Annotated in this window: 17 protein-coding genes and 1 other RNA gene; 15 read left to right on the forward strand and 3 right to left on the reverse strand. The window is 39.3% G+C overall.

Annotated features, from left to right (window positions below; translation table 11 throughout):
- Positions 1-108: 108 nt before the first annotated feature.
- The gene (locus NFR44_RS04055; RefSeq protein ID WP_251441399.1) at positions 109-1,530 is read right to left on the reverse strand and encodes an alanine/glycine:cation symporter family protein; all 1,422 of its coding nucleotides are present in this window, start codon (positions 1,528-1,530) and stop codon (positions 109-111) included.
- A 239-nt stretch (positions 1,531-1,769) separates the two neighbouring features.
- On the opposite strand from NFR44_RS04055, the gene ffs reads away from it, so the two are divergent.
- The 9 genes from ffs to NFR44_RS04100 all read left to right on the forward strand — a co-directional run bounded on the left by ffs (position 1,770) and on the right by NFR44_RS04100 (position 11,868).
- An RNA gene (gene ffs, locus NFR44_RS04060) (signal recognition particle sRNA small type) lies at positions 1,770-1,869 on the forward strand.
- Between the two features lie 89 nt (positions 1,870-1,958).
- Positions 1,959-4,289, forward strand: a complete 2,331-nt coding sequence (gene dnaX / locus NFR44_RS04065; protein WP_251441400.1) for a DNA polymerase III subunit gamma/tau — start codon at positions 1,959-1,961, stop codon at positions 4,287-4,289.
- Positions 4,290-4,324: 35 nt separating this feature from the next.
- Complete coding sequence (locus NFR44_RS04070; RefSeq protein ID WP_006555898.1) at positions 4,325-4,660, forward strand: YbaB/EbfC family nucleoid-associated protein; 336 nt, start codon at positions 4,325-4,327, stop codon at positions 4,658-4,660.
- Between the two features lies 1 nt (position 4,661).
- Positions 4,662-5,252 (forward strand): recombination mediator RecR, encoded by a 591-nt coding sequence (gene recR, locus NFR44_RS04075; protein ID WP_251441401.1) that lies wholly within the window; start codon positions 4,662-4,664, stop codon positions 5,250-5,252.
- Positions 5,253-5,261: 9 nt separating this feature from the next.
- Positions 5,262-5,495 (forward strand): hypothetical protein, encoded by a 234-nt coding sequence (locus NFR44_RS04080; protein WP_251441402.1) that lies wholly within the window; start codon positions 5,262-5,264, stop codon positions 5,493-5,495.
- Between the two features lie 15 nt (positions 5,496-5,510).
- Complete coding sequence (locus tag NFR44_RS04085) at positions 5,511-8,081, forward strand: 3'-5' exonuclease (protein WP_251441403.1); 2,571 nt, start codon at positions 5,511-5,513, stop codon at positions 8,079-8,081.
- 56 nt (positions 8,082-8,137) lie between these two features.
- Positions 8,138-9,064 (forward strand): RluA family pseudouridine synthase, encoded by a 927-nt coding sequence (locus NFR44_RS04090; RefSeq protein WP_251441404.1) that lies wholly within the window; start codon positions 8,138-8,140, stop codon positions 9,062-9,064.
- 218 nt (positions 9,065-9,282) lie between these two features.
- Positions 9,283-10,608, forward strand: coding sequence for an MFS transporter (locus NFR44_RS04095; protein ID WP_251441405.1), 1,326 nt, complete (start codon positions 9,283-9,285; stop codon positions 10,606-10,608).
- Between the two features lie 282 nt (positions 10,609-10,890).
- A complete protein-coding gene (locus tag NFR44_RS04100) occupies positions 10,891-11,868 on the forward strand; it encodes an aldo/keto reductase (protein WP_251441406.1) in 978 nt (325 codons plus the stop codon).
- A 200-nt stretch (positions 11,869-12,068) separates the two neighbouring features.
- Here the strand turns inward: NFR44_RS04100 and NFR44_RS04105 are convergent, their stop codons facing one another.
- Both NFR44_RS04105 and NFR44_RS04110 read right to left on the reverse strand, forming a co-directional pair.
- On the reverse strand, positions 12,069-12,503 hold the full coding sequence (locus NFR44_RS04105; protein ID WP_251441407.1) for a Dps family protein: 435 nt from the start codon (positions 12,501-12,503) through the stop codon (positions 12,069-12,071).
- A 431-nt stretch (positions 12,504-12,934) separates the two neighbouring features.
- On the reverse strand, positions 12,935-14,272 hold the full coding sequence (locus NFR44_RS04110) for an MFS transporter (protein WP_251441408.1): 1,338 nt from the start codon (positions 14,270-14,272) through the stop codon (positions 12,935-12,937).
- Between the two features lie 469 nt (positions 14,273-14,741).
- Here NFR44_RS04110 and NFR44_RS04115 point away from each other — a divergent pair, with 469 nt between their 5' ends.
- The 6 genes from NFR44_RS04115 to NFR44_RS04140 all read left to right on the forward strand — a co-directional run bounded on the left by NFR44_RS04115 (position 14,742) and on the right by NFR44_RS04140 (position 23,757).
- Positions 14,742-15,422 carry a Crp/Fnr family transcriptional regulator gene (locus tag NFR44_RS04115; protein WP_251441409.1) on the forward strand — a complete coding sequence of 227 codons (681 nt, stop codon included), beginning with the start codon at positions 14,742-14,744 and terminating at the stop codon, positions 15,420-15,422.
- A 291-nt stretch (positions 15,423-15,713) separates the two neighbouring features.
- On the forward strand, positions 15,714-19,436 hold the full coding sequence (locus tag NFR44_RS04120) for a nitrate reductase subunit alpha (RefSeq protein ID WP_251441410.1): 3,723 nt from the start codon (positions 15,714-15,716) through the stop codon (positions 19,434-19,436).
- Positions 19,426-20,898: a nitrate reductase subunit beta gene (narH, locus tag NFR44_RS04125; protein ID WP_251441411.1), complete on the forward strand. Its 1,473-nt coding sequence runs from the start codon at positions 19,426-19,428 to the stop codon at positions 20,896-20,898. The genes NFR44_RS04120 and narH overlap by 11 nt, the downstream gene beginning before the upstream one ends.
- On the forward strand, positions 20,891-21,463 hold the full coding sequence (narJ, locus tag NFR44_RS04130; RefSeq protein ID WP_251441412.1) for a nitrate reductase molybdenum cofactor assembly chaperone: 573 nt from the start codon (positions 20,891-20,893) through the stop codon (positions 21,461-21,463). The genes narH and narJ overlap by 8 nt, the downstream gene beginning before the upstream one ends.
- Positions 21,460-22,122 (forward strand): respiratory nitrate reductase subunit gamma, encoded by a 663-nt coding sequence (gene narI / locus NFR44_RS04135; RefSeq protein WP_251441413.1) that lies wholly within the window; start codon positions 21,460-21,462, stop codon positions 22,120-22,122. The genes narJ and narI overlap by 4 nt, the downstream gene beginning before the upstream one ends.
- A gap of 792 nt (positions 22,123-22,914) precedes the next feature.
- Entirely contained in the window at positions 22,915-23,757 is an 843-nt protein-coding gene (locus tag NFR44_RS04140; protein ID WP_251441414.1) for a fumarate hydratase, read from the forward strand.
- Positions 23,758-23,761 lie beyond the last annotated feature (4 nt).

Here is a 23,761-nt window from a genome sequence, read left to right on the forward strand (position 1 = left end):
GTAGAATTGAAAAAAGATAGTCACTGCTTCTGTACGACCTTCAGAGCTTGACTCGTAGGAAGTAAGAAGCAGTGACTATCTTTTAATTCTAACTATACGCTTTTACACTTACGCATCTTCATGTTTAGCATCTTTATGCCACCATACGATACCGTCCTGATTTGGTAACGTGCTACGATCAAAGGTTGGCTCTACAATGCCAGCTTTTTTCTGTTTGAAATAATCAAGCATAGCCACTTTACTTTGTCTAGCTAATAATAGAATGGCGGTTAAGTTGGTAAGTACCATAAAGGCCATAAACAAATCGGCTAGGTTCCATACGAGATTAAGAGAGGCAATGGAACCAAAGTATACCATTATAACTACGAAAATACGGAAAATATTGAGATATAACGTGTTTTTGGTTAAATGAGCAATATTAATTTCACCATAGTAGTAGTTGCCTACGATGGAAGAAAAGGCAAACATAAAAATAAAGATTGCCATAACACTAGGAGCCCAATCGCCTAATTGCATTGCTAAGTCATGCTGTACAAGTGCAATGCCTGTCAAACCAGAACCTTCATAGTTACCTGATACAAGGACGATAAAAGCTGAGGCTGTACATACTAAGAAGGTGTCTACGAATACACCAAAACTTTGGATAAGACCTTGCTTTACTGGGTGACTTACATCAGCTGTAGCTGCTGCATTTGGTACAGAACCTTCACCAGCTTCGTTGGAGAATAAGCCACGTTTAATACCATTCATGATAGCGGCGCCAAAGAAACCACCAGAAGTAGCATCAAAGGTAAACGCTTTGGTAAAAATAGCATAGAATACATTAGGCAATTCAGTAATATTAACAAGAACAATATAGATAGCCGTTAAGATATATACACCAGCCATAAGTGGTACTAGCCATTCGCTAAGACGAGCTACACGGGCAATACCACCGAAGATAACAAGGGCTGTTAAAACAGTAACGGCGATAGCTGTATGTTGAGGGTCGATTTGAACCGTTTGAAGGGCGCTAGCCAATGTATTTGCTTGTACTGAATTATAAATAAGACCGTAAGTAACACTGATAAGAACAGCAAAAATAAAGGCAAATACAGGGCTTTTTAGGCCAAGTTTGATATAGTACGCAGGGCCACCATGGAAGCCACCTTTTTTAGAAGGGACTTTATAAATTTGTGCTAAGGTACTTTCTACAAATCCTGTAGCGGCCCCTAAGAAGGCGATAAACCACATCCAGAAAACAGCACCAGGGCCACCAAGAACAACAGCGATAGCAATACCGGCAATATTACCAACCCCTACACGAGAAGCAGAGCTTACGCAGAAGGCTTGGAAGGAAGAGATACGATTGCCATTAGTTTTAGTTCCGACACCTTCGCCTAAGAGGCGAACCATTTCTTTCAGGTAACGAATTTGGATAAAGCCCGTGGAGAACGAGAACCAAAAACCAGCAGCTACTAGGTAGATAATGATGATATAATCCCAGAGAAAGCCGGTTATGGTGCTGATGAGAGAGTTAAACGCGTCCATACTACATTCCTTTCATGTGACGAATTAAAATATAAATAATATCTATAGAATATAAATCTATAGAATATTATACTATATAGAAAGAATGGCGTATATATCTTTGTGCGTATAGATGAGGTTTGTCTTTGAAAGTCGTGCGTGATTATTTTCCACTTTAAAGTGGCATTAACTTGAGTTTTTCCACTTATTAGTATATAATAATATAGCTAGCCGTAATGCAGGACTGGATTATGGCAGTCTTGTGGGGCTCGTGCAATGGAAGCCTGTGAATCGTGTCAGGATCGAGAGATAGCAGCACTAAGCGGTTACTTTCATGTGCCACGAGGGAACCTATGAGGCTGTCATAATCGAGTGTTGCAGCGGCTTTTTTTGCTAACTAGCGTAAAATGCGCTGTCAAATAAAAGGCAGATAGGAAAGGAGGTAAGTTATGAGTTATGTAGCATTGTATCGTAAATGGCGTCCCCAAACCTTTACTGATGTGGTGGGGCAAAAGCAAGTGAGCGAAACTTTGATGCGCGCGATTCGGGAAGATAAAGTGGCTCATGCTTACCTTTTTTCAGGGCCACGAGGAACCGGTAAAACCAGTGTGGCTAAGATATTTGCGCGGGCTATCAATTGTGAAAAAGGCCCCACAGATCATCCTTGTAATGAATGTACTTCTTGCAAGCAGATTTTAAGTGGTCAATCTATGGATGTCTTAGAAATTGACGCGGCTTCCAATCGAGGGATTGATGAAATTCGCTCATTGCGGGAAAGTGTTAAGTTCTTGCCTGTAGAAGGACGTAAAAAGATTTTTATCATCGACGAAGCCCATATGTTGACGAATGAAGCGTGGAATGCGTTACTCAAGACAATTGAAGAACCACCACCTCATATTATGTTTATTTTTGCTACCACTGAAGTGGATAAGTTACCTGTTACAATTTTGTCACGGTGTCAACGCTATACATTCCGGCGTATTACGGCTGATGATATTGCTGAGCATTTACTGCATGTAGCTACAGAAAGTCAGATTCAATTAGCCCCTGAAGCGGCGCAATTAATTGCGATTCATGCTGACGGAGGTTTGCGTGATGCATTGAGTATTCTTGACCAATGTTCTGGTATGGCCGAGGGCATGATTACTGCTGAAACGGTAGAATCTATGATTGGCTTGGTCGGTAAAGAATGGATAATGTCATTCTTAGAATATTTACGACAAGGTGATGGCGCGTCTGTGTTAGTGGCTTGTAAAAAAGCCCTTAGTGAAGGACGTGACAGCAAACAAATTATTGAGGCTCTTATTCAACATGTACGAGCTTTAGTGATAGAAAAAGTATTGCCAGAGGCAGAAGAATTAGCTTTATATGCACCGTTTAAAGAGCAATTCAATGCACAAGCAGCGGAATTTTCTGTAGATAATCTAAATTATTATGTCAAAGAATTGCAGCAAATTTTAAATGATGCTAAACGTGTAGATAATCCAAGGATTGTTATTGAAATGGGTTTATTAGGGATGTGTGCCCGTGTGCAGGTTAGTGAAGACGATGTAATCGAGCGCTTAGCTGCTGTAGAAAGCCGTTTAGATTCAGCTGATAACCAATGGAGTGCTCGGTTAGCTCAGCTGGAAAGCCAATCACCTGTTATGATGGCAGCGCCCATGCAGGGCGCTACAGTGCAGACGGCTGGTTCAGTGGCGATTAACAATACTATAGCAGAAGGAACAGCTCCCAATAGTTTGCCAGTAGGTGCAGTGCCACCAAATCATGGAGGGCCTGGAAGAGTTCCACCACCAGGATTAAAATCGCCCAAACGCTCGTCTAGTTCAGTAACAGCTGGCACTACTATTTCTGAAAATAGACCTTCAAAAGGACCTGCGGTTGGTGGGGCGTCTGCGAAGGCTACAGGACCTACGCCGGTATCTTCTGTTGAAGATAAAAATGTAGTTTTAGGAGCACATATCGTAAATCCTAAAACTTATGGTAAAATAAAATCGGATATGTTAAATTATGCCTCTAGTCGTTCGTGGAATTTAGTGAGTGGTTTTTATAAAAATGCAGAATTAATTTATGCAGATGAAAGTCGCGTTGTATTTTTATTTTCACAAGCCCCGCTAGTAGCGATTGCTGGGCATTCACAACGGCTTTATGAAGTAGAGCAGAGTGTACATCAGGCCTTAGGCTATCCAGTACAAGTTCAGCTATTTAGTAAAGTAGATCCAGAAGCTAGAGAATATTGGCAAGCTGCTAAGGATGTAGCGACTGGTGTAGCTGGTCAAAGTGCTACGCATAAAAAGGCAGAACCGCAAAGCGTAGCGCAACAACCGGTGGTTCAACCGCAGACTACACCTAAGGTAACCCCGACTAAGGTGGCGTCAGAGGCTATCGATGATTTTGGCGCAAGCCCCTCTGTGACGGAACCGACTTCTACAGTACGACCAGTAGAGTCTACTAAGACAGCGGCACCTGCAGTTGATGACTTTGGGGCGAGTGATTTTGAAACACCGCCACCACCAATCGATGAATTTGAGTCAGCTACTCCTGTAGTAGATGATTTTGGAGCTACTTCGGTGTTACCAGACAATTCTGATGCCACTTCGGCATCGGATGAAAAAAAAAAGACCGTAATAGCCACGGATTTACAGAATTTACCTAAATGGGATCCCACTCACTGTAGTCCGGAAGAATTAGATAATCCCGTACTTATAGGAGCATTGGCGCATGCGGCCGCTGAAGGTAATGATATTTATGTAGAAATTATACCTGATGATGAGGATTAATGTATAAATGTGTATGAATTAAAGGAGGAACAACAATGTTCGGTAAAGGTATGCCAAATATGGGCAATATGCAAGGTATGATGAAAAAAGTGCAGAAAATGCAAGCAGATATGCAGAAAATGCAGGAAGAATTAAAAACTAAAACAGTAGATGCATCTGTTGGTGGTGGCGCTGTTACCATTGTTATGAATGGTGAAAAAATTGTGCAATCTGTTAAAATTGATCCATCCGTAGTGGATACAGACGATATGGAAATGCTAGAAGATTTAGTGTTATCCGCAGTAAATGCAGCTGGTCAAAAAGTAGATGATATGATGGCTCAAGAAATGAGCAAAGTGACTGGTGGCATGAAATTACCAGGGATGTTCTAAAATGACCAATCCCTTAGAACGGTTAGTAGAAGAGTTGCGCCGTTTACCAGGCATTGGTGCTAAATCGGCGCGTCGCTTAGCGTATCATTTAGTCGAACTTCCTAGTGAAGACGTAGATGCTTTAGTAGCGACTATTGTACAGGCTAAGGAAGCGACTAAGCGGTGTTCTATGTGTTTCAATTTGTCAGCCCAAGATCCTTGTGAATATTGTGCTAATGATAATCGAGACCACAGTATTATCTGTGTGGTTGAAACATCCCGTGATGTGATTGCTATTGAGCGCAGCGGTGACTATAAAGGCGTGTATCATGTGCTAGAAGGCGCTTTATCACCATTAGAAGGTATCGGGGTCGAAGATATTCGGATTAAAGAATTATTAGATCGATTACGTGATGAAACGGTAACGGAAGTAATTTTAGCGACGGATCCTGATCCAGAAGGTGAAGCAACAGCCCTGTATTTAGCGCGTTTATTAAAGCCAATTGGTATTAAAGTAACTCGTATTGCTCGTGGTGTGCCAGTAGGTGGCGATATTGAATATGCAGATGAGTTAACTATCGGTGGTGCAGTTATGAATCGCCGCGAAATGTGAGGTATTTAAATGGATTTAATAGTAACAGCTGTTGTTGCTGTAGTTGTAATTTATATAATTTTTAAAGTGGCATTTTATACGGTAAAAAAAGTAGGCTTAAATTTAATTTTAGGTTATGCTGCTTTTTATGTTTGCAATAATTTCTTTCATATCCCTGTGGATATGACCGTGCTCATGTGGTTTTTAACAGCAGTATTAGGGCCAATTCCTGTGATTGTGGTGGCTCTCATGCATAGTATGTAAGGAGGCTAAGAGTCCATGGCGCAGTTAAACGAAGCCCAACAGCGTGTTGTAGCAACGTTGGACAAGAATATACTGTTATTGGCCTCTGCTGGCACTGGAAAAACGAATACCTTGGCTCACCGGGTAGCTCACATTTTACAAAGTGGGGCGGCGCAAGGCGATGAAATTCTCTGTATGACCTTTACGAATAAGGCTTGCCGTGAGATGAAAGATCGCATTCTTGCCATGGCAGGGTCAGTGGCTAAAGCTGTGGAGGTTAGTACCTTTCACAGCTTTTGTTATAAAGTGTTGCAAGAGGAAAGTAAGCGTAATGATACGCTTTATATGGATATGTCCATTTATGATGAAGTGGATTGTCAGGAATTATTAGCCCCTTGGCTGCCTATAGGAATGAAAGAGCCTGTATTTATGAATTTAATTAGTCATGTGAAAGAATATCGCTCTTTGTGGGGCTATTATACAGAGCCACCAGCTGAAGATTATCGCCGTACTATTGATCGTTTGTTTATTGAACAACGGGCAATGATGGAGCGATTTTTTAACGGACTTTCGATGAGCACATTAGCTGATTTTCGTGAAACGGGCTATGAAACTTTAGTAGGTTATGAAGAAGCGTTAGCCAATGTGCATGGTGTAGATTTTACTGATTTAATAACACAGGTACATCGCTTGTTTCAAGATGAAACGATTCGTGAGCGTTGGCGTAGTCGTTATTCTTATATTTCTGTTGATGAAATGCAAGATACCAGTGATTTAGAGGCTGAAGTGATGAAACTGCTGTGGCAGGGTAATCATATTTTGCTTTGTGGAGATTACTTTCAAACAATTTATGAATGGCGAGGTTCCAACCCAGAGCGTCTATTAGCTGAGTATAAACAAGAATTTCAGCCAGAAGTCATTGTATTCTATGAAAACTATCGAGCTAATCGTCAATTATTTGATGCTTCTTTTGCTGTACTAAAGCGTATGTTTCCACGCTTGATTGCAGAGTTTTATGAAAAACCTCCCTTTGCTGCGACTGAGGAAGAAGGGGAGCCCATTGTAGTGCATAGAGCTCCTACGGAATGGAAAGAAGGGGCTTATATCTTTGATACAATTCAGTCGCTACCAAAAGATGCTAATGTTGGTGTTTTAGTGCGGGGCAACAAGCAGGCTCAATATTTGAGTGGTTTATTTAGGCGTTGCAATGATAATTTGCCACCAGCAGAACAGCGGCAGTTTATGATTATTGATGAATATAAATTTTTTAGGCGTCAAGAAATTAAAGATGTAATGGCTTATTTTAAATTGCTCCTAAATCCACATGATGCTATTAGTGCTAAGCGTTTAATTAAGCGTTATGTGAAGGGGATTGGGGAAGCGCGTATTCAACAGATTGAGAGTGAATCGGTTCGAACAATGGGACTTCGCCTCACTGATTTTATGGATATGCAAATTTTTGAAAGTGAGCCCTATGATGGTTTACTAAAAGGTTTGGTCGCTGGCAAGGTTATTGTTTATGATGTAGAAAGTACAGGTACAGATACGACTAAAGATGAGATTATTCAAATCGCCGCTTTTACTTTGAACCCTGATGGTTCAGAAGGTAAGGTATTTGAACGTTTTATTCGACCAAGTAAGCCTGTGGGTGATTCAGAATTAGTGCATGGGTTTAGTGATGACTATTTAGCTGAACATGGTGAAGAGGCAGCTACTGTATTAGCTGAATTTAAAGAATTTACTAAGGATGCTATTATTGTGGGGCATAATGTAAATTATGATATCAGCATTTTTACGAGTGAACTGCAACGTCATAAGTTAGGTACGCCTCAGTTTGCTGGCGTATATGATACATTAGATATTTATCGTCGTTTTTATCCACGGTTAGCCAATCATAAATTAGGTTTTTTAAGTGAAACTTTCCCTATTAATTACACTCCAACCCATAATGCGATGGATGATATTCGCGCAACGGCACGACTTTTGTTGTATGCGATTAAAGAAAATATTGAACCGACAGCTGATCAGCGTAGAGCGTTAATTAGTAATTTTAAAAATGCCTTTGCTACGATGGCATCACAAATGGCTACATTACGTCGTAAAATTGTAACCGATAAGCCATCTCAATTGTTGGCTTACATTATGAATGATATGGGGGTACTGGCCCATTATACGGAGCGAAAAGAGCATGAGCGTGTGGAATATATTCGTGATTTATATCGTCTTATGGTAGATTTAGAAGGGCAAGATAATCACTTAGCAGGTCGTGAATATTTACAGCGCATGTTAGAGCAAGCAGCGTTAACGGCTGGTGAACCGGATCAGCGCTTGAAGAATAATGAGAGAATTCCTATTATCACAGTTCATCAGGCTAAGGGCAGCGAATTTGACTATGTGTTTTTAGCTGGCTTACGAGAAGGTGTATTCCCTAGCTTTTTAGCCCTAAAAGAGGGTAAATTGTCCGAAGAACAGCGTTTATTTTATGTCGCAATTACTAGGGCAAAACAGCGTTTATTTATTTCATATGCTACTACTAATGATCGCGGGAAACCTTGCAAAGCGAGTGAATTTTTGCAGTATTTACCTAATAATGTGGTATGGGAATAAGTCTGTAGTTATGCGCTGTATAGGTCTATATATATATGAAGGTAAGGAGGTGTTGTATGGCACGAAAAACATTTCGATCTGATGATGTAAATTTTTTATTAATGCCTGAGGATGTGGCATCAGGTATTACGACGGTGAGCGAATGGCTAGATGCTAAACAAATGTCACGGGCTGTGATGAAACAGTTGTTTCAGGAAAAACTAGTCTTATTAAATGGCAAAAAAACAAAGCCGACGGAATCAGTCGTATTAAGCGATGAGCTGCGGTTGCAACTACCTAAAGAAAAAATAGATTACGAGCCGATTGAAGTAGCATTGACTATTTTATATGAAGACGATGATTTGCTTATTTTAGATAAACCGGTAGGGATTACTGTTAATTCAAAAGGTCAAATATCCCTAGCCAATGGGGTTGCACAGTATTTTAAAGATAATGGTATTAAACGAAAAGTTCGCTTTTTAAATCGTTTAGATAGAGATACGTCAGGTTGTATTGTCGTAGCTAAAAGTGCATTAGCACAAAGTTTTTATCAAAAACAAATTGAAGATCAGCGCTTTGAAAAGTGGTACACTACAACAGTACAAGGTCGCTTAGAAGGCGTTAATATTGTGGAACTACCGATGGGACGTAGTGAAGATGGTATTCATTATGAAGTCCGTGATGATGGTAAAATGACGCGGACGGCGTATAATGCGTTAGGTATATATGCGGAAGATGGGACGGAATTAAAATTAGTAGATAGCGAAACGTTAGATACTTTATCTGCAGCAGAACAAGCAAAATTAGTCACAAAGGTTGATGTTCGCTTATATACGGGGAAAACGCACCAAATTCGGGTGGCTATGGCTCATTTAGGTCATCCTCTAGTCGGTGATGCTCTGTATGGTTGTGAGCGACCAGGCAGAACCTATCAATTACGGGCTAAACGAGTAGTATTTACCTCTTTGCGAACCGGTCAAATGGTGACTGTGGAAGCGGATTGAGGATTACGTGTTGGAAGTAAGTGTAAAGTAGTATCTATTGAAAAAACCTCTTATTGCTAATTGCACAATTAGTAGTAAGAGGTTTTATTATGATTAAAAATCATAATAATCAAGAGTTTTTGTTATTTTTACTCTAGCTTTTTTACCTTCTTTTGTACTATAATTAACCTCGTGTTTAATTTTTAGTGTTATGTTTTAAGTTTGAAGGAGGTTTTACAATGAGTGAAGCGTTACAAGCTACGAAAGAACGATTTCTACGCTTGCAGATGCATTCATTAATTGGGATATGGATTGGCTATGCTATGTACTATGTAGTGCGAAGCAACTTCAATTTAGCCTTACCATATTTGTCGGGAGAGATGGGATTAACTAAGACACAGCTAGGTTTATTGACGAGCTGTATGTTAATTACTTACGGTCTTAGTAAAGGCTTTATGAGTGTGTTAGCCGATAAAGCTAATCCTAAGTATTTTATGGCCACAGGCCTAGCTCTTTGTGTTGTTATTAACATAGTTATGGGCTTCACTACACATTACAGTCTATTTATTGCACTTATTATTTTATTAGGATTGTTCCAAGGTATGGGTGTAGGCCCTTCGATTATTACGGTAGGTTATTGGTTCCCGCGGTCACAACGTGGTCGGGCGAGTACCATTTGGAATATGTCTCATAACCTAGGTGGTGGTATTGTAGCACCTATTGTAGGGGCTGCGGTAGGCTATTTAGGGACAGAACATTGGCGTTTAGGTACCTTTACAGTACCTGCTATGTTAGCCGCTATTGGCGTATTATTGATTTTGTATTTTGTTCGTAAACGTCCTGCTGAAGAAGGTTTGCCAACTGTTGAAGAAATGTATCATGAAGAGGCAGCTGGGCAAAAATCAGCTAAGATGGACAGCGAACGACCAGAAAATATGAATGCGTTCCACGTGTTTTATCATTATGTTTTTAAAAATCCAAATTCTTGGTATTTAGTGCTTATTGACGTATTTGTTTATATGGTTCGCTTTGGCATGTTGACTTGGATTCCACTATACTTATTAAAAGTAAAAGGCTTTAGTAAAGCTGAAATGAGTGTGGCCTATATGTTATTTGAATGGGCAGCGATTCCATCAACGATTATTGCAGGCTACTTAGTAGATAAATACTTTAAAGGCCGTATTATGCAATTGCCAATTTATTGCTTAGTCGTTATTTTTGCTTGTGTTATTGGTTATATGAATTCCAATTCTATTTTATGGGCGACTATTTTTGCTTGTATTACGGGCTGTTTAATTTATATTCCGCAATCTATGATTCCTGTACAGGCGATGGAAGTAATTCCTACTTTTGCATTAGGTTCGGCCGTAGGTTTACGTGGCCTTATGAGTTATTTAGTAGGTAGCTCTTTGGGGACGACTCTATTTGGCTTTGTTGTCGACCATTATGGTTGGGACATGGGTTTCTATACATTGCTTGTGGGTGTAGTCCTTTGTATGTTCTCCTGTTATTTATCTAACCGTGGGGTTCAAAAGATTTATAAACAAGCAGCTGAATTAAAATAGTATGTGTGATGTAGTGTGAAAAAACCTCTTATTGTTAATGTTATGTTAACAATAAGAGGTTTTTGTTTTGTAGTAAAAAGTTGTAGAAAATACAAGTTTGTGCTATTGATAGCATAAACTTGTAAAAATAAAAAGTTTTTGCTATGCGTGAAATTATGGAAGATGGTTATATATCTATCAATACTTTTTCTAGCTTAGTATAGTTACCTTTAGTATAATAAAAGCAAAGAGCTATCTATCATAATACAATTGACTAAGAGATTCACCATGAAAGGAGTCTTTATGCGCTACACTACAATTCCTACAACAGATATTAAAATATCTCCTATCACCGTAGGCTGTATGAGCTTTGGCAAAGATGTATTGGGGCAAAAGTGGAGTTTAAATCCAGAAGAAACGGAAGCTATGGTCAAACTTTCACTTGATTTAGGCCTTAATTTCTTTGATACAGCTAATCAATATGGGGATGGGACTAGTGAAGAGTATTTAGGGAGGGCTTTGAAGAAATTTGTCGCTCGTGACCAAGTGGCGATTGCTAGCAAAGTATATTTTAATGATGGTAAATTATCTAAAGAAGCGATTGCCCGTGAAATTGACGGATCTTTAAAGCGCTTAGGTACAGATTACCTCGATTTATATATCATTCATCGTTTTGATTATGAAACACCTGTAGAAGAAACACTGGAAGCGCTACATAACTTAGTGAAAGCAGGTAAAGTAAGAGCTTTAGGGGCTTCCTCTATGTTTGCGTTTCAGTTTCATACCATGCAACATGTGGCGGAGCTCAATGGGTGGACACAATTTGTAGCTATGGAAAACCACTATAATTTGTTATATCGTGAAGAAGAACGTGAAATGATTCCTCTTTGTAAGCAACAAGGGGTTATGTTAATGCCTTATAGTCCGTTAGCTGGCGGCCGTTTAGCGCGTGTTAATTGGCAAGAAAAAACAAAGCGTAGTGAGATTGATACGATTGCAAAACGTAAATATGATAGTACAGAGGAGCAAGATTTGCCAATTGTACAGCGTGTAGCGGCACTAGCGCAAACTCATGAGGTAACTATGTCACAAATTGCCTTGGCTTGGCAATGGGCGAAAGGGATTACAGCACCTATTGTAGGAGCCACTAAGGCCAGTCACATTGAAGATGCTGTAAAAGCGCTTGATGTAAAGTTAACTGGTGAAGAAATTACATATTTAGATGAATTGTATTTACCTCACAAAATGATGGGGCCTATTCCAGTACCCACTGATAAATAATGTCTATGGGTTTATTGTATGTAGAGGTATAAACAAAAGAGGTGTAACCGCAGGCAAATTCGGTTACACCTCTTTATATTTAGGGTTTAGTTATATGGTTACATGTAAAGCTTACATCATAGGTTTATATAACAGTGTATATAATAAGTATATATACACTGTTAGTTAGCTTTGTAAATTATAATACTATAAACGTGCTATTAAGCTAAGCTAGCGCGTAAGAACCAAAGTTGTTTTTCATAGTAAGCCAAGTGATCTTCCATAAGAGCCACTAAGGCAAAATTATCTTCTTCATCAGCTACACTGCGAATTTCAAGAGCTAGGTCAGACATAAGTTTGAAGTCTGCTTGTAAGATTTCGTATACTTCTTTTACGCTGAAGTTACGACCATCTAATTCTTCGATAGAAGCAATTTGTAAGTATTCAGATACACGAACTGCTGGTTCTTCGCCTTTCATTTTTAGAAGTTCGGCAACAGCATCATAGTACTCAAAGGCATTGTCATATACACTTTCAAGATATTCGTGAGTTGGTACGAATTGAGAACCAACTACATTGAAATGTAGGTTGTGTAATTTTACATTCCAAATGGCTAAGTTTGCTAAATATTTGTTTACTTCTTGTACGTTTTTCATAAGTTTTCCTCCTAAATTGACTGCTGATTGATTCTCAGCAATTTACATTACCTATTAAATCGCTTCAATCATTATGTGATTGAAATTGAATGTTTAATTAGTTGCGGATAATTGTTTTTAGTTTATAATAATTATCCGTTGCTATGTGTATATCTTAACATAGGCAATAATGAATGTCAACTAATTAATAATGATTTTCTGTTAATATTATTTTTAATTTAACTTTAGGGAATAATTTTAACGTGTAAACTCTATTTATAGTTAGATATTAATATGTACTTAAGGATATAAAAAGCCCTCATCAATTATCATAACAATTAGCTACGCCTTGCTTTTCATGTTATGAAGCATTGATAAGGGCTATGAAGATTGTATTATAATAGGATAATTTCTTAATCAATTAATGGTTAAAAGTTACTTGTGGTTAATGGTTAGCATTTTATACCAGCTGCTTTACGTGCATAAAACCAGTAAGTTAAGAAAATTGTAATGACCATAAAGACCAAGATAATATAGAAGGCAGGCATTACAGAATGATAGCTACTATAAGCCCAGCCGAATACTTTGGGAATGAAGAAGGCACCATAGGCACCGATAGCAGCTGTGAAGCCTGTAACTAAGGAGGATTGCATGCCATTGGTGAAAATATAAGGAATCATGCGGAAAGAAGCACCTGTTTCAAGGCCTGTCATAAAGAATAAAAATAAGAAGGCACTGAAGAAAATAATAAAATTATGAGCCGTTATGCCATACATAATGAATATAGCACCAATGAGCATACCTACTAAAGACCAAAGTGTAATAGTTGTGCCACTGTTAATTTTATCGGCCAGCCAACCACCGATAGGGCGAATACCAGCACCGATGAATGGGCCAAGGAATGCGCCATAGGCAAAGGGAATTTCAGGGAATTCTTTTTGTACTAATAAACTAAGGGCTACAGAGAAACCAATAAAAGCACCAAAACCACAGGTATAAATCCAAGTCATAATCCAGGTATGTTTATTGGTAAAGATACTCATCATGGAGGCAGGACTTTGTTTTGGTAATGGTAGGTTGTCCATATATTTAATAATCAGGCCTAAGGTAATTAAGATTTGAATAATGCCCACATAGCAGGTATTTTGTAAGAATAAGACCGTGCCATCTTGCATTGTTTGAGGCGTTCCAACAAAAGGGGCAAATACAGTCATGCCCATAACGATAGGTGCCATAAGAAAGATGATGGAAACACCTAAATTCCCGATACCAGCATTGATGCCTAGGGCTGTGCCACGTTGTGAACGGGGAAAGAAATGTCCGATGTTTGCCATGGAGTAAGAAAAGTTAGCCCCCGCAATCCCTAATAAAGCCACATAAATAAAGAAGGTTTCATAAGAGGTGGTCGGATCTTGTAAGGCTTGAGCAAGGCCCCATAAAGGTATGAGTAACAAAGCGGTGGCAAAGAATGTCCAGTTACGGCCTCCTAGGATGCCTGGCATATAGGTGTAAAGTAAGCGTCCCGTAGCACCAACTAGTCCAGGCATAGCTGCTAGGGTAAAGAGTTGTTCGTCAGTAAAATGAAAGCCCACGGCATTGAGTTTCACTGCTATGGTTGACCATAGTGTCCATACACAAAATGATAGTGTTAAAGCGAGTGTAGATACGATTAAGTTTTGTTTAGCAATACGTTTACCATGTTGATTCCAGAATTGTTCATTGTCAGGCTGCCACTGAGCTAGGATTTCGCGACGACTCAGTGAAGCAGTAAGGTCGGACGTAGATGACATAGATAAGCTCCTTTTCAGTGTTAATTCGTTACATTTGTTTTTTTTTGCGTTTTAACATTTTATAGTTAAAAAAATTACTCCCCTTTGAGGAGCCTAGATTGGGAATAGGGAGTATTATTGACTATAATTAGGTGCTATAAGTTTAGGGTTCATCAATCTAGGCTACGAATAGATGATATTACTAATAGAATTGTAGGGCTTAGTAGCATCATCTATACAGGGGATGACAGGCGTAGAGTCCTTGTCTAATTGGAGTATAAGAGAAATAAAAAACCTTGTATGTGATATTTATCACGGAATTGAAAGATTGCTAAAAAATGATGAGATTCATTAGCATAAATAAAACACACATTATATAGAATCATAGAAAGACATCGATATATAGTAGTAGATATGCTATAATGAAAAAGAAAAATGCTTATAGGGAAAGGGCGTTGAAAGGGACAAATCATTGGCTGAGGTGTTACGTATGAAGTATACGTTTGAAATGGTAAAGGAGTTAAGGGCTTTTAAGGGATTAAGTGAAACTGAATTTAAAGATGTTATTAAAAGTATAGGGGCTTACAGTAAAAACTTTAAAAAAGGGGGCTACATAACATTAGCGGAGGAAGAAATTCGTTGCGTTAGTGTTATTATTAAGGGCACCGTTCATATGATGAGTGAAGATATTTGGGGAAATCGTTCGATTCTAGTCTTTATGAATCGAGGCGATTTATTTGGTGAATCCTTTGCTTGTAGTTCTAATCAAGTATCGCTAGTCAATTTTTATGCAGCGTCTGATGTGACGGCGCTCTATATTCCATTTGATAAGCTATTAGCTTTTGCGTCTAAAGATGTAGGACCCTATCGCCAGCTGGTGCAAAATATTATGACCTTAGTGGCCGATAAAAATGTACGCATTTTGCAAAAGCTTGAGATTGTTTCGAAGCGAAATTTGCGAGATAAGTTGATGGCGTATTTTTCCTATATGGCAAAGGTTTGGGGGCGTATGGAGTTTGAAGTGCCTTTAGGCCGTGTGGCGCTTAGTGAGTATTTATGTGTAGATCGTAGTGCGTTGACTCGAGAATTATCTCGTATGCGTGACGATGGTCTTATTGAATTTGAGAAGAATCATTTTAAAATATTGGTGCCTGCTGAATCCTTAACTTAGTAGACTACACAGTAGCTTTGTGAAGTTTACGCCATGAAGTTTACTCTATGAAGTTTACGCCATGAAATTTGCGCCATGGAATTTGGAGTATGGAATTTGCTGTTAGGATAGTAAAGTAGATATGAATTAGAGTCGGTGTGATAAGCACCGACTTTTTTTATTGGTTCAGTTTTATTTAATCATTTATATTAGTTTGTCCGATTGGATTAAATTTCTTAAATTCATGTGATTAAAATCACATAAGGGGATAAGTTCCTTTGGTATGCTGAAAGTAATAAGGAGGGACACAGCATGAACACGTTCTTTAAGAAATTTTCCTATTTAGTGCCTAAAAATAAAAGTGAATCAGGTCATCAAGCCATTTATGAAGGAGGCCGTGACTGGGAATCCATGTATCGTAATCGTTGGTCTTACGACAAAGTAGTGCGTTCAACACATGGTGTTAACTGTACAGGTTCTTGTAGTTGGAATGTTTTTGTCAAAAATGGCATTGTCACTTGGGAGAATCAGAATCATGATTATCCTGAAACAAGCCCTGACATGCCAGATTTTGAGCCTCGTGGTTGTCCTCGTGGGGCATCGTTTTCATGGTATATGTATAGCCCATTACGGGTGAAGTATCCCTATGTGCGTGGAGAGTTAGCGGATATGTGGCGTGCCGCTAAAAAAGAATATCCGAATGCGTTAGAAGCTTGGAAATCCATTGTGACAGATCCAGAAAAAGCGAAGCGTTATAAATCGGCTCGTGGTATGGGTGGTTTTGTGCGTTCTACTTGGGAAGAAGCGTCTGAAATTACTGCAGCTTCTATGCTATATACAGTGCAGACCTATGGGCCTGATCGTAACTTTGGTTTTTCCCCAATTCCAGCCATGTCTATGATTAGTTACGCTGCAGGGGCTCGTTTTATGAACCTTATGGGTGGTGCCTGCCTTAGCTTCTATGATTGGTATGCTGATTTGCCTCCAGCTAGTCCGCAAGTGTGGGGCGATCAAACGGATGTGCCAGAAAGTAGTGATTGGTATAATGCGGGCTATATTATGACTTGGGGATCAAATGTGCCACAAACACGTACCCCAGATGCTCACTTTTTAACTGAAGTGCGTTATAAAGGGACCAAAGTAATTTCTGTATCTCCTGACTACGCAGAATCTACTACCGCTGCCGATACTTGGCTTAATGTGAAAGCTGGCTCTGATGGTGCCTTAGCTATGGCTATGGGGCATGTTATTTTAAAAGAATATTATGTAGACAATACGACGCCTATGTTTGTAGACTATGCTAAGCGATATACGGATTTTCCATTCTTAGTACAGCTTGAAGAGAAGGATGGTAAATTAGTAGCAGGTCATTTCTTAACAGCCAAAGATATGGGCGATACCTCTGAACATAGTGAATTTAAGTATTATGTACTCGATGAGACTACGGATACTTTAGTTATTCCTAATGGACAAATGGGTCATCGTTGGAGTGACAAAACAAAATGGAATTTAAAATTAGAAAATAGTGAGAATGGGGCACCGATTAATCCTGTATTATCGTTTATTGATAGTAATGATGCTGTGAAGGCTGTTACGTTACCATTCTTTGGTCATTTAGATGAAAAACGTACACTAGACCGTCATGTACCAGTTAAGCAATTGCATACTCGTACAGGCATTGTATATGTGACAACTGTATATGATTTATTACTTGCTAATTATGGTGTAGACCGCGGGCTAGGTGGCGAGGTTAATGCTGATTATACTAGTGATACGCCCTTTACACCAGCATGGCAAGAAAAATATACCGGCATTACACCAGACATGGTGATTCATACAGCTCGTGAATTTGCAGATAATGCGATTGCTACGGGTGGTCGTTCTCTGATTATTATGGGTGGTGGTATCAATCACTGGTTCCATGCGGATGTAATTTATCGCGCTGTATTGAACCTTGTACTATTCTGTGCTTGTGAAGGTAAAAATGGTGGCGGTTGGGCGCATTATGTAGGCCAGGAGAAACTTCGTCCTGCTGAAGGTTGGGGCGCTATTATGAGTGCTAAAGATTGGCAGCCAGTTCCTCGTTTACAAAATGGTACGTCTTTCTTCTATTTCGCTACGGATCAGTGGCGTACTGATGAAATGGATACAGACGATTTAGTATCGCCATTGGCATCGCCACGATATCGTCATGTAGGTGATTATAATGTATTAGCGGCTCGTCTTGGTTGGTTGCCTTCCTATCCAACCTTTAATAAAAGTGGAGCAGCTATTTTTGAGGAGGCTAAACAAGCAGGTCTTACAGAGTTTGGCGATGTAAAAACGTTTGTAGCCGAGCAATTAAAGAAGAAAGAATTAAGCTTTGCTGTGGAAGATCCAGATGCACCAGAAAACTTCCCGCGCAATCTTATAGTATGGAGGGCAAATTTAATTACTTCATCTTCTAAAGGGCACGAATATTTTATGAAACATTTGTTAGGTACGAAAAATGGCCTTTTAGAAAATAACGAGCTTGTAGCAAAACCAACAGAAATCAAGTGGCGTGAACAGGCAGGTGAAGGCAAGTTGGATTTGCTGGTTGATTTAGACTTCCGCATGGCTGGGTCTGCTTTATATTCTGATATTGTATTACCGACGGCAACTTGGTATGAAAAGACAGATTTATCATCAACCGATATGCATCCGTTTGTGCATCCTTTCCAGCCTGCTGTTGATCCAGGTTGGGAAGCTAAGACAGACTGGGATATATTCTTAACTTTAGGCAAAGCCGTTTCAAAACTAGCAAAAGAAGTGAATATGCCTGTATACCGTGATATGGTGGCGATGCCTTTGCAACATGATTCTGAAGCAGAATTAGCGCAACCAGGTGGAGTGGTGAAGGATTGGAGCCGTGGTGAATGTGAACCAATTCCAGGTAAAACAATGCCTCAACTGGTAGAAGTGACGCGTGATTATACACGCATTTTTGAAAAGCAGCGTGCTTTAGGCCCTAATTTAGCGAATGGTGCTGTAGGGGCACATGGTATTGCTGTTAATATTGGTGAACAATATGAAGAATTAAAAGCTCGTAATGGTGTGATTCGTGGTGCTAGCTTAGGCGGTGTTAAAGAAGGCAATACGACGGATGTTTTGGCTGATGATGTGGGCATTGGCTGTCCTTCGATTGAAGATGCATATCAAGCCTGCCAAGCCGTGCTTACCATGTCTTCCGCTACGAATGGTGCAGTAGCACATAAGAGTTGGGCCAAAGCCGAAGAGTTGACGGGACTTACGGATTTAACCAAAATGACAGGTGGTCGTAGTGGTGAACATATTACCTTTGAAGATATTGTGGCTCAACCACGCTTAGTTATTAGTACGCCAATCTTCACTGGTAATGGTAAGGATAATCGCCGTTATACGCCATTTACGAATAATGTGGAATTACTTATGCCATTCCGCACTATTACAGGTCGTCAATCGTATTTCTTAGATCACGATGTTATGGCAGAATGGGGTGAACAGATGGCAACGTACAAACCTATTTTGGCCTACGCACCAATGCGGGAAGCGTTGCCAAATGATGGGACTCCAGAAATTACACTTAAATATTTAACGCCACATAATAAATGGAGTATTCACAGTATGTACTTTGATACGCCACAGATGTTGACTTTATTCCGTGGTGGTCAGTCTGTATGGCTTAATGAAGATGATGCGAATGAAATTGGCGTAGCTGATAATGATTGGATTGAATTATACAATAGTAATGGTGTAGTAGCATCCCGAGTTGTGGTAACGCCTCGTATTCCACGTGGCCTTGTATATATGCATCATGCTCAGGATCGTCACATTAATGTGCCAGGTACTAGTTTGACTGGCGGTCGTGGCGGTACTCATAATACACCGACACGAATTCATATGAAACCAACCCATATGATTGGGGGCTATGGACAATTAAGTTATGGGTTTAACTATTACGGACCTACCGGTAATCAACGCGACATGCTTGTGGTAGTGCGTAAGATGAAGGAGGTTGATTGGCTTGAAGATTAAAGCACAAATTTCCATGGTCATGAATTTAGATAAATGTATCGGCTGTCATACCTGTTCGATTACATGTAAAAATACGTGGACCAATCGTGAAGGCGCGGAATACATGTATTTTAATAATGTAGAAACAAAACCTGGCATTGGGTATCCGAAACATTGGGAAGATCAGAATCGTTGGAAAGGCGGTTGGGTGTTAAAGAATGGCAAGCTAGAGTTAGCGACAGGCTCTAAAAGCAATCGTTTGATGAAACTATTTTTCCATCCAGAGCAGCCAGAATTAAAGGATTATTTTGAGCCTTGGACATATGACTATGAAACTTTAATTCATTCTAAGCGCAAGAATAATCAGCCTGTGGCACGACCTCGTTCTTTGATTACTAAAGAAAAAATGGAAATAGAATGGGGGCCTAACTGGGAAGACGATTTAGCCGGTGGTAGCACAGCTCGCGCTGATGTGAATTTACAGAACTTAGGACAGAATATCGCTCTTGATTTCCACGATATTTTTATGAAATATTTGCCACGTCTTTGTAATCATTGTTTGAATCCTGCTTGTGTAGCCGCTTGTCCATCAGGAGCTATTTATAAGCGCGACGAAGATGGGGTTGTATTGATTTCACAAGATGTATGTCGTGGTTGGCGTCATTGTGTACCGGCTTGTCCGTATAAAAAGATTTATTATAACTGGCAGACTAATAAAGCCGAAAAATGTGTGTTCTGTTATCCCCGTTTAGAAAATGGTCTGCCACAGATTTGTGCTGACACTTGTGTAGGTCGCATGCGTTATGTAGGTGTGCTTTTATATGATTTAGATAAAGTAGCTGATGTAGCGGCTACTGAAAATCCGCAAGACATTTATGGCAATATGTTGGATGTGATTTTAGATCCTCATGATCCAGCAGTAGTACAAATGGCACGAGAACAAGGCATTCCAGAGAATTGGCTAAAAGCGGCCAAAGAGTCGCCCGTTTATCGTTTAATTAAAGAGTGGCAAATTGCTTTACCTCTTCATGCGGAATATCGTACGGTTCCTATGGTGTGGTATGTACCGCCAATGAGCCCCATTTTACATAAACAAGCGTCGTCAGTTCATTTCCCTGAAGCAGAAGCCATGCGAATTCCGGTAGCTTACTTGGCACAATTATTGTCTGCAGGGAATGAAGCGGTAATACGCCGTGTGTTAGATACTTTATTGGACTTACGTCGTTATATGCAACAGCGTACGCGTGGTGAAGCGACGACTGACTTTGATGAAAAATATGGGCCTCATGCTTTATATGATATGTATCGCTTACTAGGGGTTGCTAAATATAAAGACCGTTTTAGAATTCCCGCTGGGGTGAATGCTTCTCAAGAAGAAAAACGGTTACACCAAGGCGTAGGTGGTTTTAGTGACTGTGCGTTTGGCGGTTGTTCTGGCAGTACGGGAGCAGGTAGTTGTTCAGGAGGTGGTTGCCATGAGTAATAGAGTGGCAGCGACTGTAGGCGTAGATGCTACACAACGAATGCAGACTGAGCAGGACGTATTACAAGTTTGTGCGTATTTGTTGAGTTATCCTAGCGAAGCTTGGTGGAGTTCGCTCCATGAAGTAGAAACTATATTGGCCGCTTGGGCTGAGGGGCCTATAAAAGATAGCTTAGGATCTGTTGTAGAATACATTATGAGTCAAACTCAGCGTGAGTATGAGGATGAATATGTGCGAGTGTTTGATTTTAGTGGTAACACTAATATGTATTTAACGTCGTATGATGCGACTAATGCAGAAGAACAAGCGGCAGAATTATTAGTATTTAAAGAGTTTTATCAAAAACATGGTTTTGATGTGGCTAGAGAGCTACCAGATTATGTGCCTGCTTTATTAGAACTTTGTAGTACTTTACAAGCTGATGAAGCTTTGCCGATCTTAACGTATAGCCGAGAGGGGTTAACAGTATTGCGGCAGCGATTAATCGATAGCCAACAAGTACAAGCCTTTGTTTTAGATGTGATTTTACAAATTATTGAACGTTGGGAGGGGGCTACACGATGAGTGAATTTGTATGGGTCGCCTTACCGTATATAGCGTTTACCTTTTTGGTGATTGGATCGGCGGTGCGCTATACGGTATCGGAGCGCAATTGGACTACTAAGTCGAGTCAATTTTTGGAGAAAAAACAGTTACGTATAGCGGGCCCTTTGTTCCATTTTGCACTACTATTGGTTTTCTTTGGTCATGTTGGTGGTATTTTGGTGCCTCAAGAAGTGACTGAAAAGGTAGGTGTAGATGAACATCTTTATCATGCAGGGGCATTGTACATTGGAGGACTAGCTGGTATCTTATTAGTTGTTGGTTTTCTTCTTCTTATGAAACGACGTTTTGGTACTTCTTATATGAAGGTCAATACATCGTCCATGGATGTGTGGCTCTTTGCATTTTTAGGTATTACTATTTTGACGGGCTTTTTAGGGACTATGATGAATGCAGATGGGGCGTTTAATTATCGTGCGTATATTGGACCTTGGTTTCGTAGTTTATTAATTTTGCAACCACAACCAGAATTAATGGTGAATATTCCTCCTATTTTTAAGGCTCATATGCTATCTTGGATGATTGTATGTATTATTTTTCCGTTTAGCCGATTAGTTCATTGTTTGAGTTTTCCCTTCCGTTATTTGAATCGTAGTGCTATTGTATATCGGAAGCATTGAGTGCGTAGGTTTGTGTAGTTTGATATAGATTAAGACAGTTTTATATACTTTTAATAGTGAAATATTAAATCAAGTAAAAAGTAATTAATGAGTGCTATACGCTTGCTATTGAGAGTATAGTATTGATATATTTAATTAATTTATACTTTTATAGGGTTTCATAACTTTTAGTTGTGAAACCCTATTTTTTCATTAGAAATTAATGATGAAAAAGAAGAATTGCCTATATCAATTGCGTATAGGTGTCTGTAAAACGTCAAAAAAATGAAGTGGAGAGGCTTTTTTTTGATTTGTATAGCGTCAAAAAAGAGCAAATAAATTATATTATTGGTAATAATTATCATTTAGTTAATTAAGGAAATTCGATTAGATATTTCTAGCTATGGAATTAAAATTTAAATTTTGTGGAATTCAATACTATGGAGATGGCAAATTATTGTATAGTATGTGCAGAAAAAACGTATGTATATGGTATGAGGAAATGCAATTATATACAGGCATATAATAGAAAAGCTATGTGGCAAACGGTTGTGTATTGATTGCATAGTATTGCGCTTTATGGAGGTGTATATTTGCTGAATATTAATGCATAAAATGGATGAAAAAGGTGGCTTTTAACTAGCGTATGTGCGCTAGAGGTATAGATATTGTCATCAATCTTTTGATTTTGCGAAAAATTCTCATTAGACATAAATACTTGATTAAACTGCATAGGACTTGTTTGAAAGGCCTTGTCATGTGTGCTATGATTAAGTCATCAGAAAACTCGTTTTAAGTTGAGGAGGGATTACTTTGCGTACTATCGATGTAGCAAAAGTGACGGAAACAGTAGCCCAAATGTGTAAAAATGCGGCTTACTATTTACCACAAGATGTATATGAAGGCTTAAAAGCAGGTCGTGAAACAGAAAAATCTCCAGTAGGTTGTGTTGTATTAGACCAAATCATTAAAAATGCTGAAATTGCTCGTGAAGAAGATCGTCCAATTTGCCAAGATACTGGTTACACTATCGTATTCTTAGAAGTTGGTCAAGATGTACACTTCGAAGGTGGCAATTTAGAAGATGCTATTCAAGAAGGGGTAGCTAAAGGCTATGTAGAAGGTTACTTACGTAAATCTGTAGTTGCAGAACCTTTATTCAACCGTAAAAACACTGGTAACAATACTCCTTGTATCATTTATACTCGTATTGTTCCTGGCGATAAAGTTAAAATTGACATGGAACTTAAAGGTTTCGGTTCTGAAAATAAATCTGGCGTAAAAATGCTTGTACCAGCTGATGGTGTTGAAGGCGTTAAAAATGCTGTTATGGAAATTGTTAAAAAAGCAGGTCCTAACCCTTGCCCTCCAATGGTACTTGGTGTTGGTATCGGCGGTACTATGGACTATGCAGCATTGCTTTCCAAAAAAGCATTACTTCGTTCCACTAAAAAACGTAATGATATGCCAGAATACGCTAAATTAGAAGAAGAACTATTAGAAATGGTTAACAAAACTGGCATTGGACCTCAGCTTGGTGGTACCACTACAGCGTTAGCAGTTAATATCGAATGGGCTGCTACTCATATTGCTGGTCTTCCTGTAGCCGTGACAATTTGCTGCCATGCAAGCCGTCATGCTGAAGAAATTATTTAATAAG

The sequence above is a fragment of the Veillonella intestinalis genome (assembly GCF_943193155.1).
Lineage (GTDB): Bacteria > Bacillota > Negativicutes > Veillonellales > Veillonellaceae > Veillonella_A > Veillonella_A intestinalis.

What these genes read in the sequence shown, in the direction of transcription:
- dnaX (WP_251441400.1), top strand. Translation starts at nt 1,959, where the DNA reads ATGAGTTATGTAGCATTGTATCGTAAATGGCGTCCCCAAACCTTTACT.
- NFR44_RS04090 (WP_251441404.1), top strand. Translation starts at nt 8,138, where the DNA reads ATGGCACGAAAAACATTTCGATCTGATGATGTAAATTTTTTATTAATG.
- NFR44_RS04105 (WP_251441407.1), bottom strand. Translation starts at nt 12,503, where the DNA reads ATGAAAAACGTACAAGAAGTAAACAAATATTTAGCAAACTTAGCCATT.
- narI (WP_251441413.1), top strand. Translation starts at nt 21,460, where the DNA reads ATGAGTGAATTTGTATGGGTCGCCTTACCGTATATAGCGTTTACCTTT.
- NFR44_RS04095 (WP_251441405.1), top strand. Translation starts at nt 9,283, where the DNA reads ATGAGTGAAGCGTTACAAGCTACGAAAGAACGATTTCTACGCTTGCAG.
- NFR44_RS04085 (WP_251441403.1), top strand. Translation starts at nt 5,511, where the DNA reads ATGGCGCAGTTAAACGAAGCCCAACAGCGTGTTGTAGCAACGTTGGAC.
- recR (WP_251441401.1), top strand. Translation starts at nt 4,662, where the DNA reads ATGACCAATCCCTTAGAACGGTTAGTAGAAGAGTTGCGCCGTTTACCA.
- NFR44_RS04070 (WP_006555898.1), top strand. Translation starts at nt 4,325, where the DNA reads ATGTTCGGTAAAGGTATGCCAAATATGGGCAATATGCAAGGTATGATG.
- NFR44_RS04080 (WP_251441402.1), top strand. Translation starts at nt 5,262, where the DNA reads ATGGATTTAATAGTAACAGCTGTTGTTGCTGTAGTTGTAATTTATATA.
- NFR44_RS04055 (WP_251441399.1), bottom strand. Translation starts at nt 1,530, where the DNA reads ATGGACGCGTTTAACTCTCTCATCAGCACCATAACCGGCTTTCTCTGG.
- NFR44_RS04115 (WP_251441409.1), top strand. Translation starts at nt 14,742, where the DNA reads ATGAAGTATACGTTTGAAATGGTAAAGGAGTTAAGGGCTTTTAAGGGA.
- NFR44_RS04100 (WP_251441406.1), top strand. Translation starts at nt 10,891, where the DNA reads ATGCGCTACACTACAATTCCTACAACAGATATTAAAATATCTCCTATC.
- narJ (WP_251441412.1), top strand. Translation starts at nt 20,891, where the DNA reads ATGAGTAATAGAGTGGCAGCGACTGTAGGCGTAGATGCTACACAACGA.
- NFR44_RS04110 (WP_251441408.1), bottom strand. Translation starts at nt 14,272, where the DNA reads ATGTCATCTACGTCCGACCTTACTGCTTCACTGAGTCGTCGCGAAATC.
- NFR44_RS04120 (WP_251441410.1), top strand. Translation starts at nt 15,714, where the DNA reads ATGAACACGTTCTTTAAGAAATTTTCCTATTTAGTGCCTAAAAATAAA.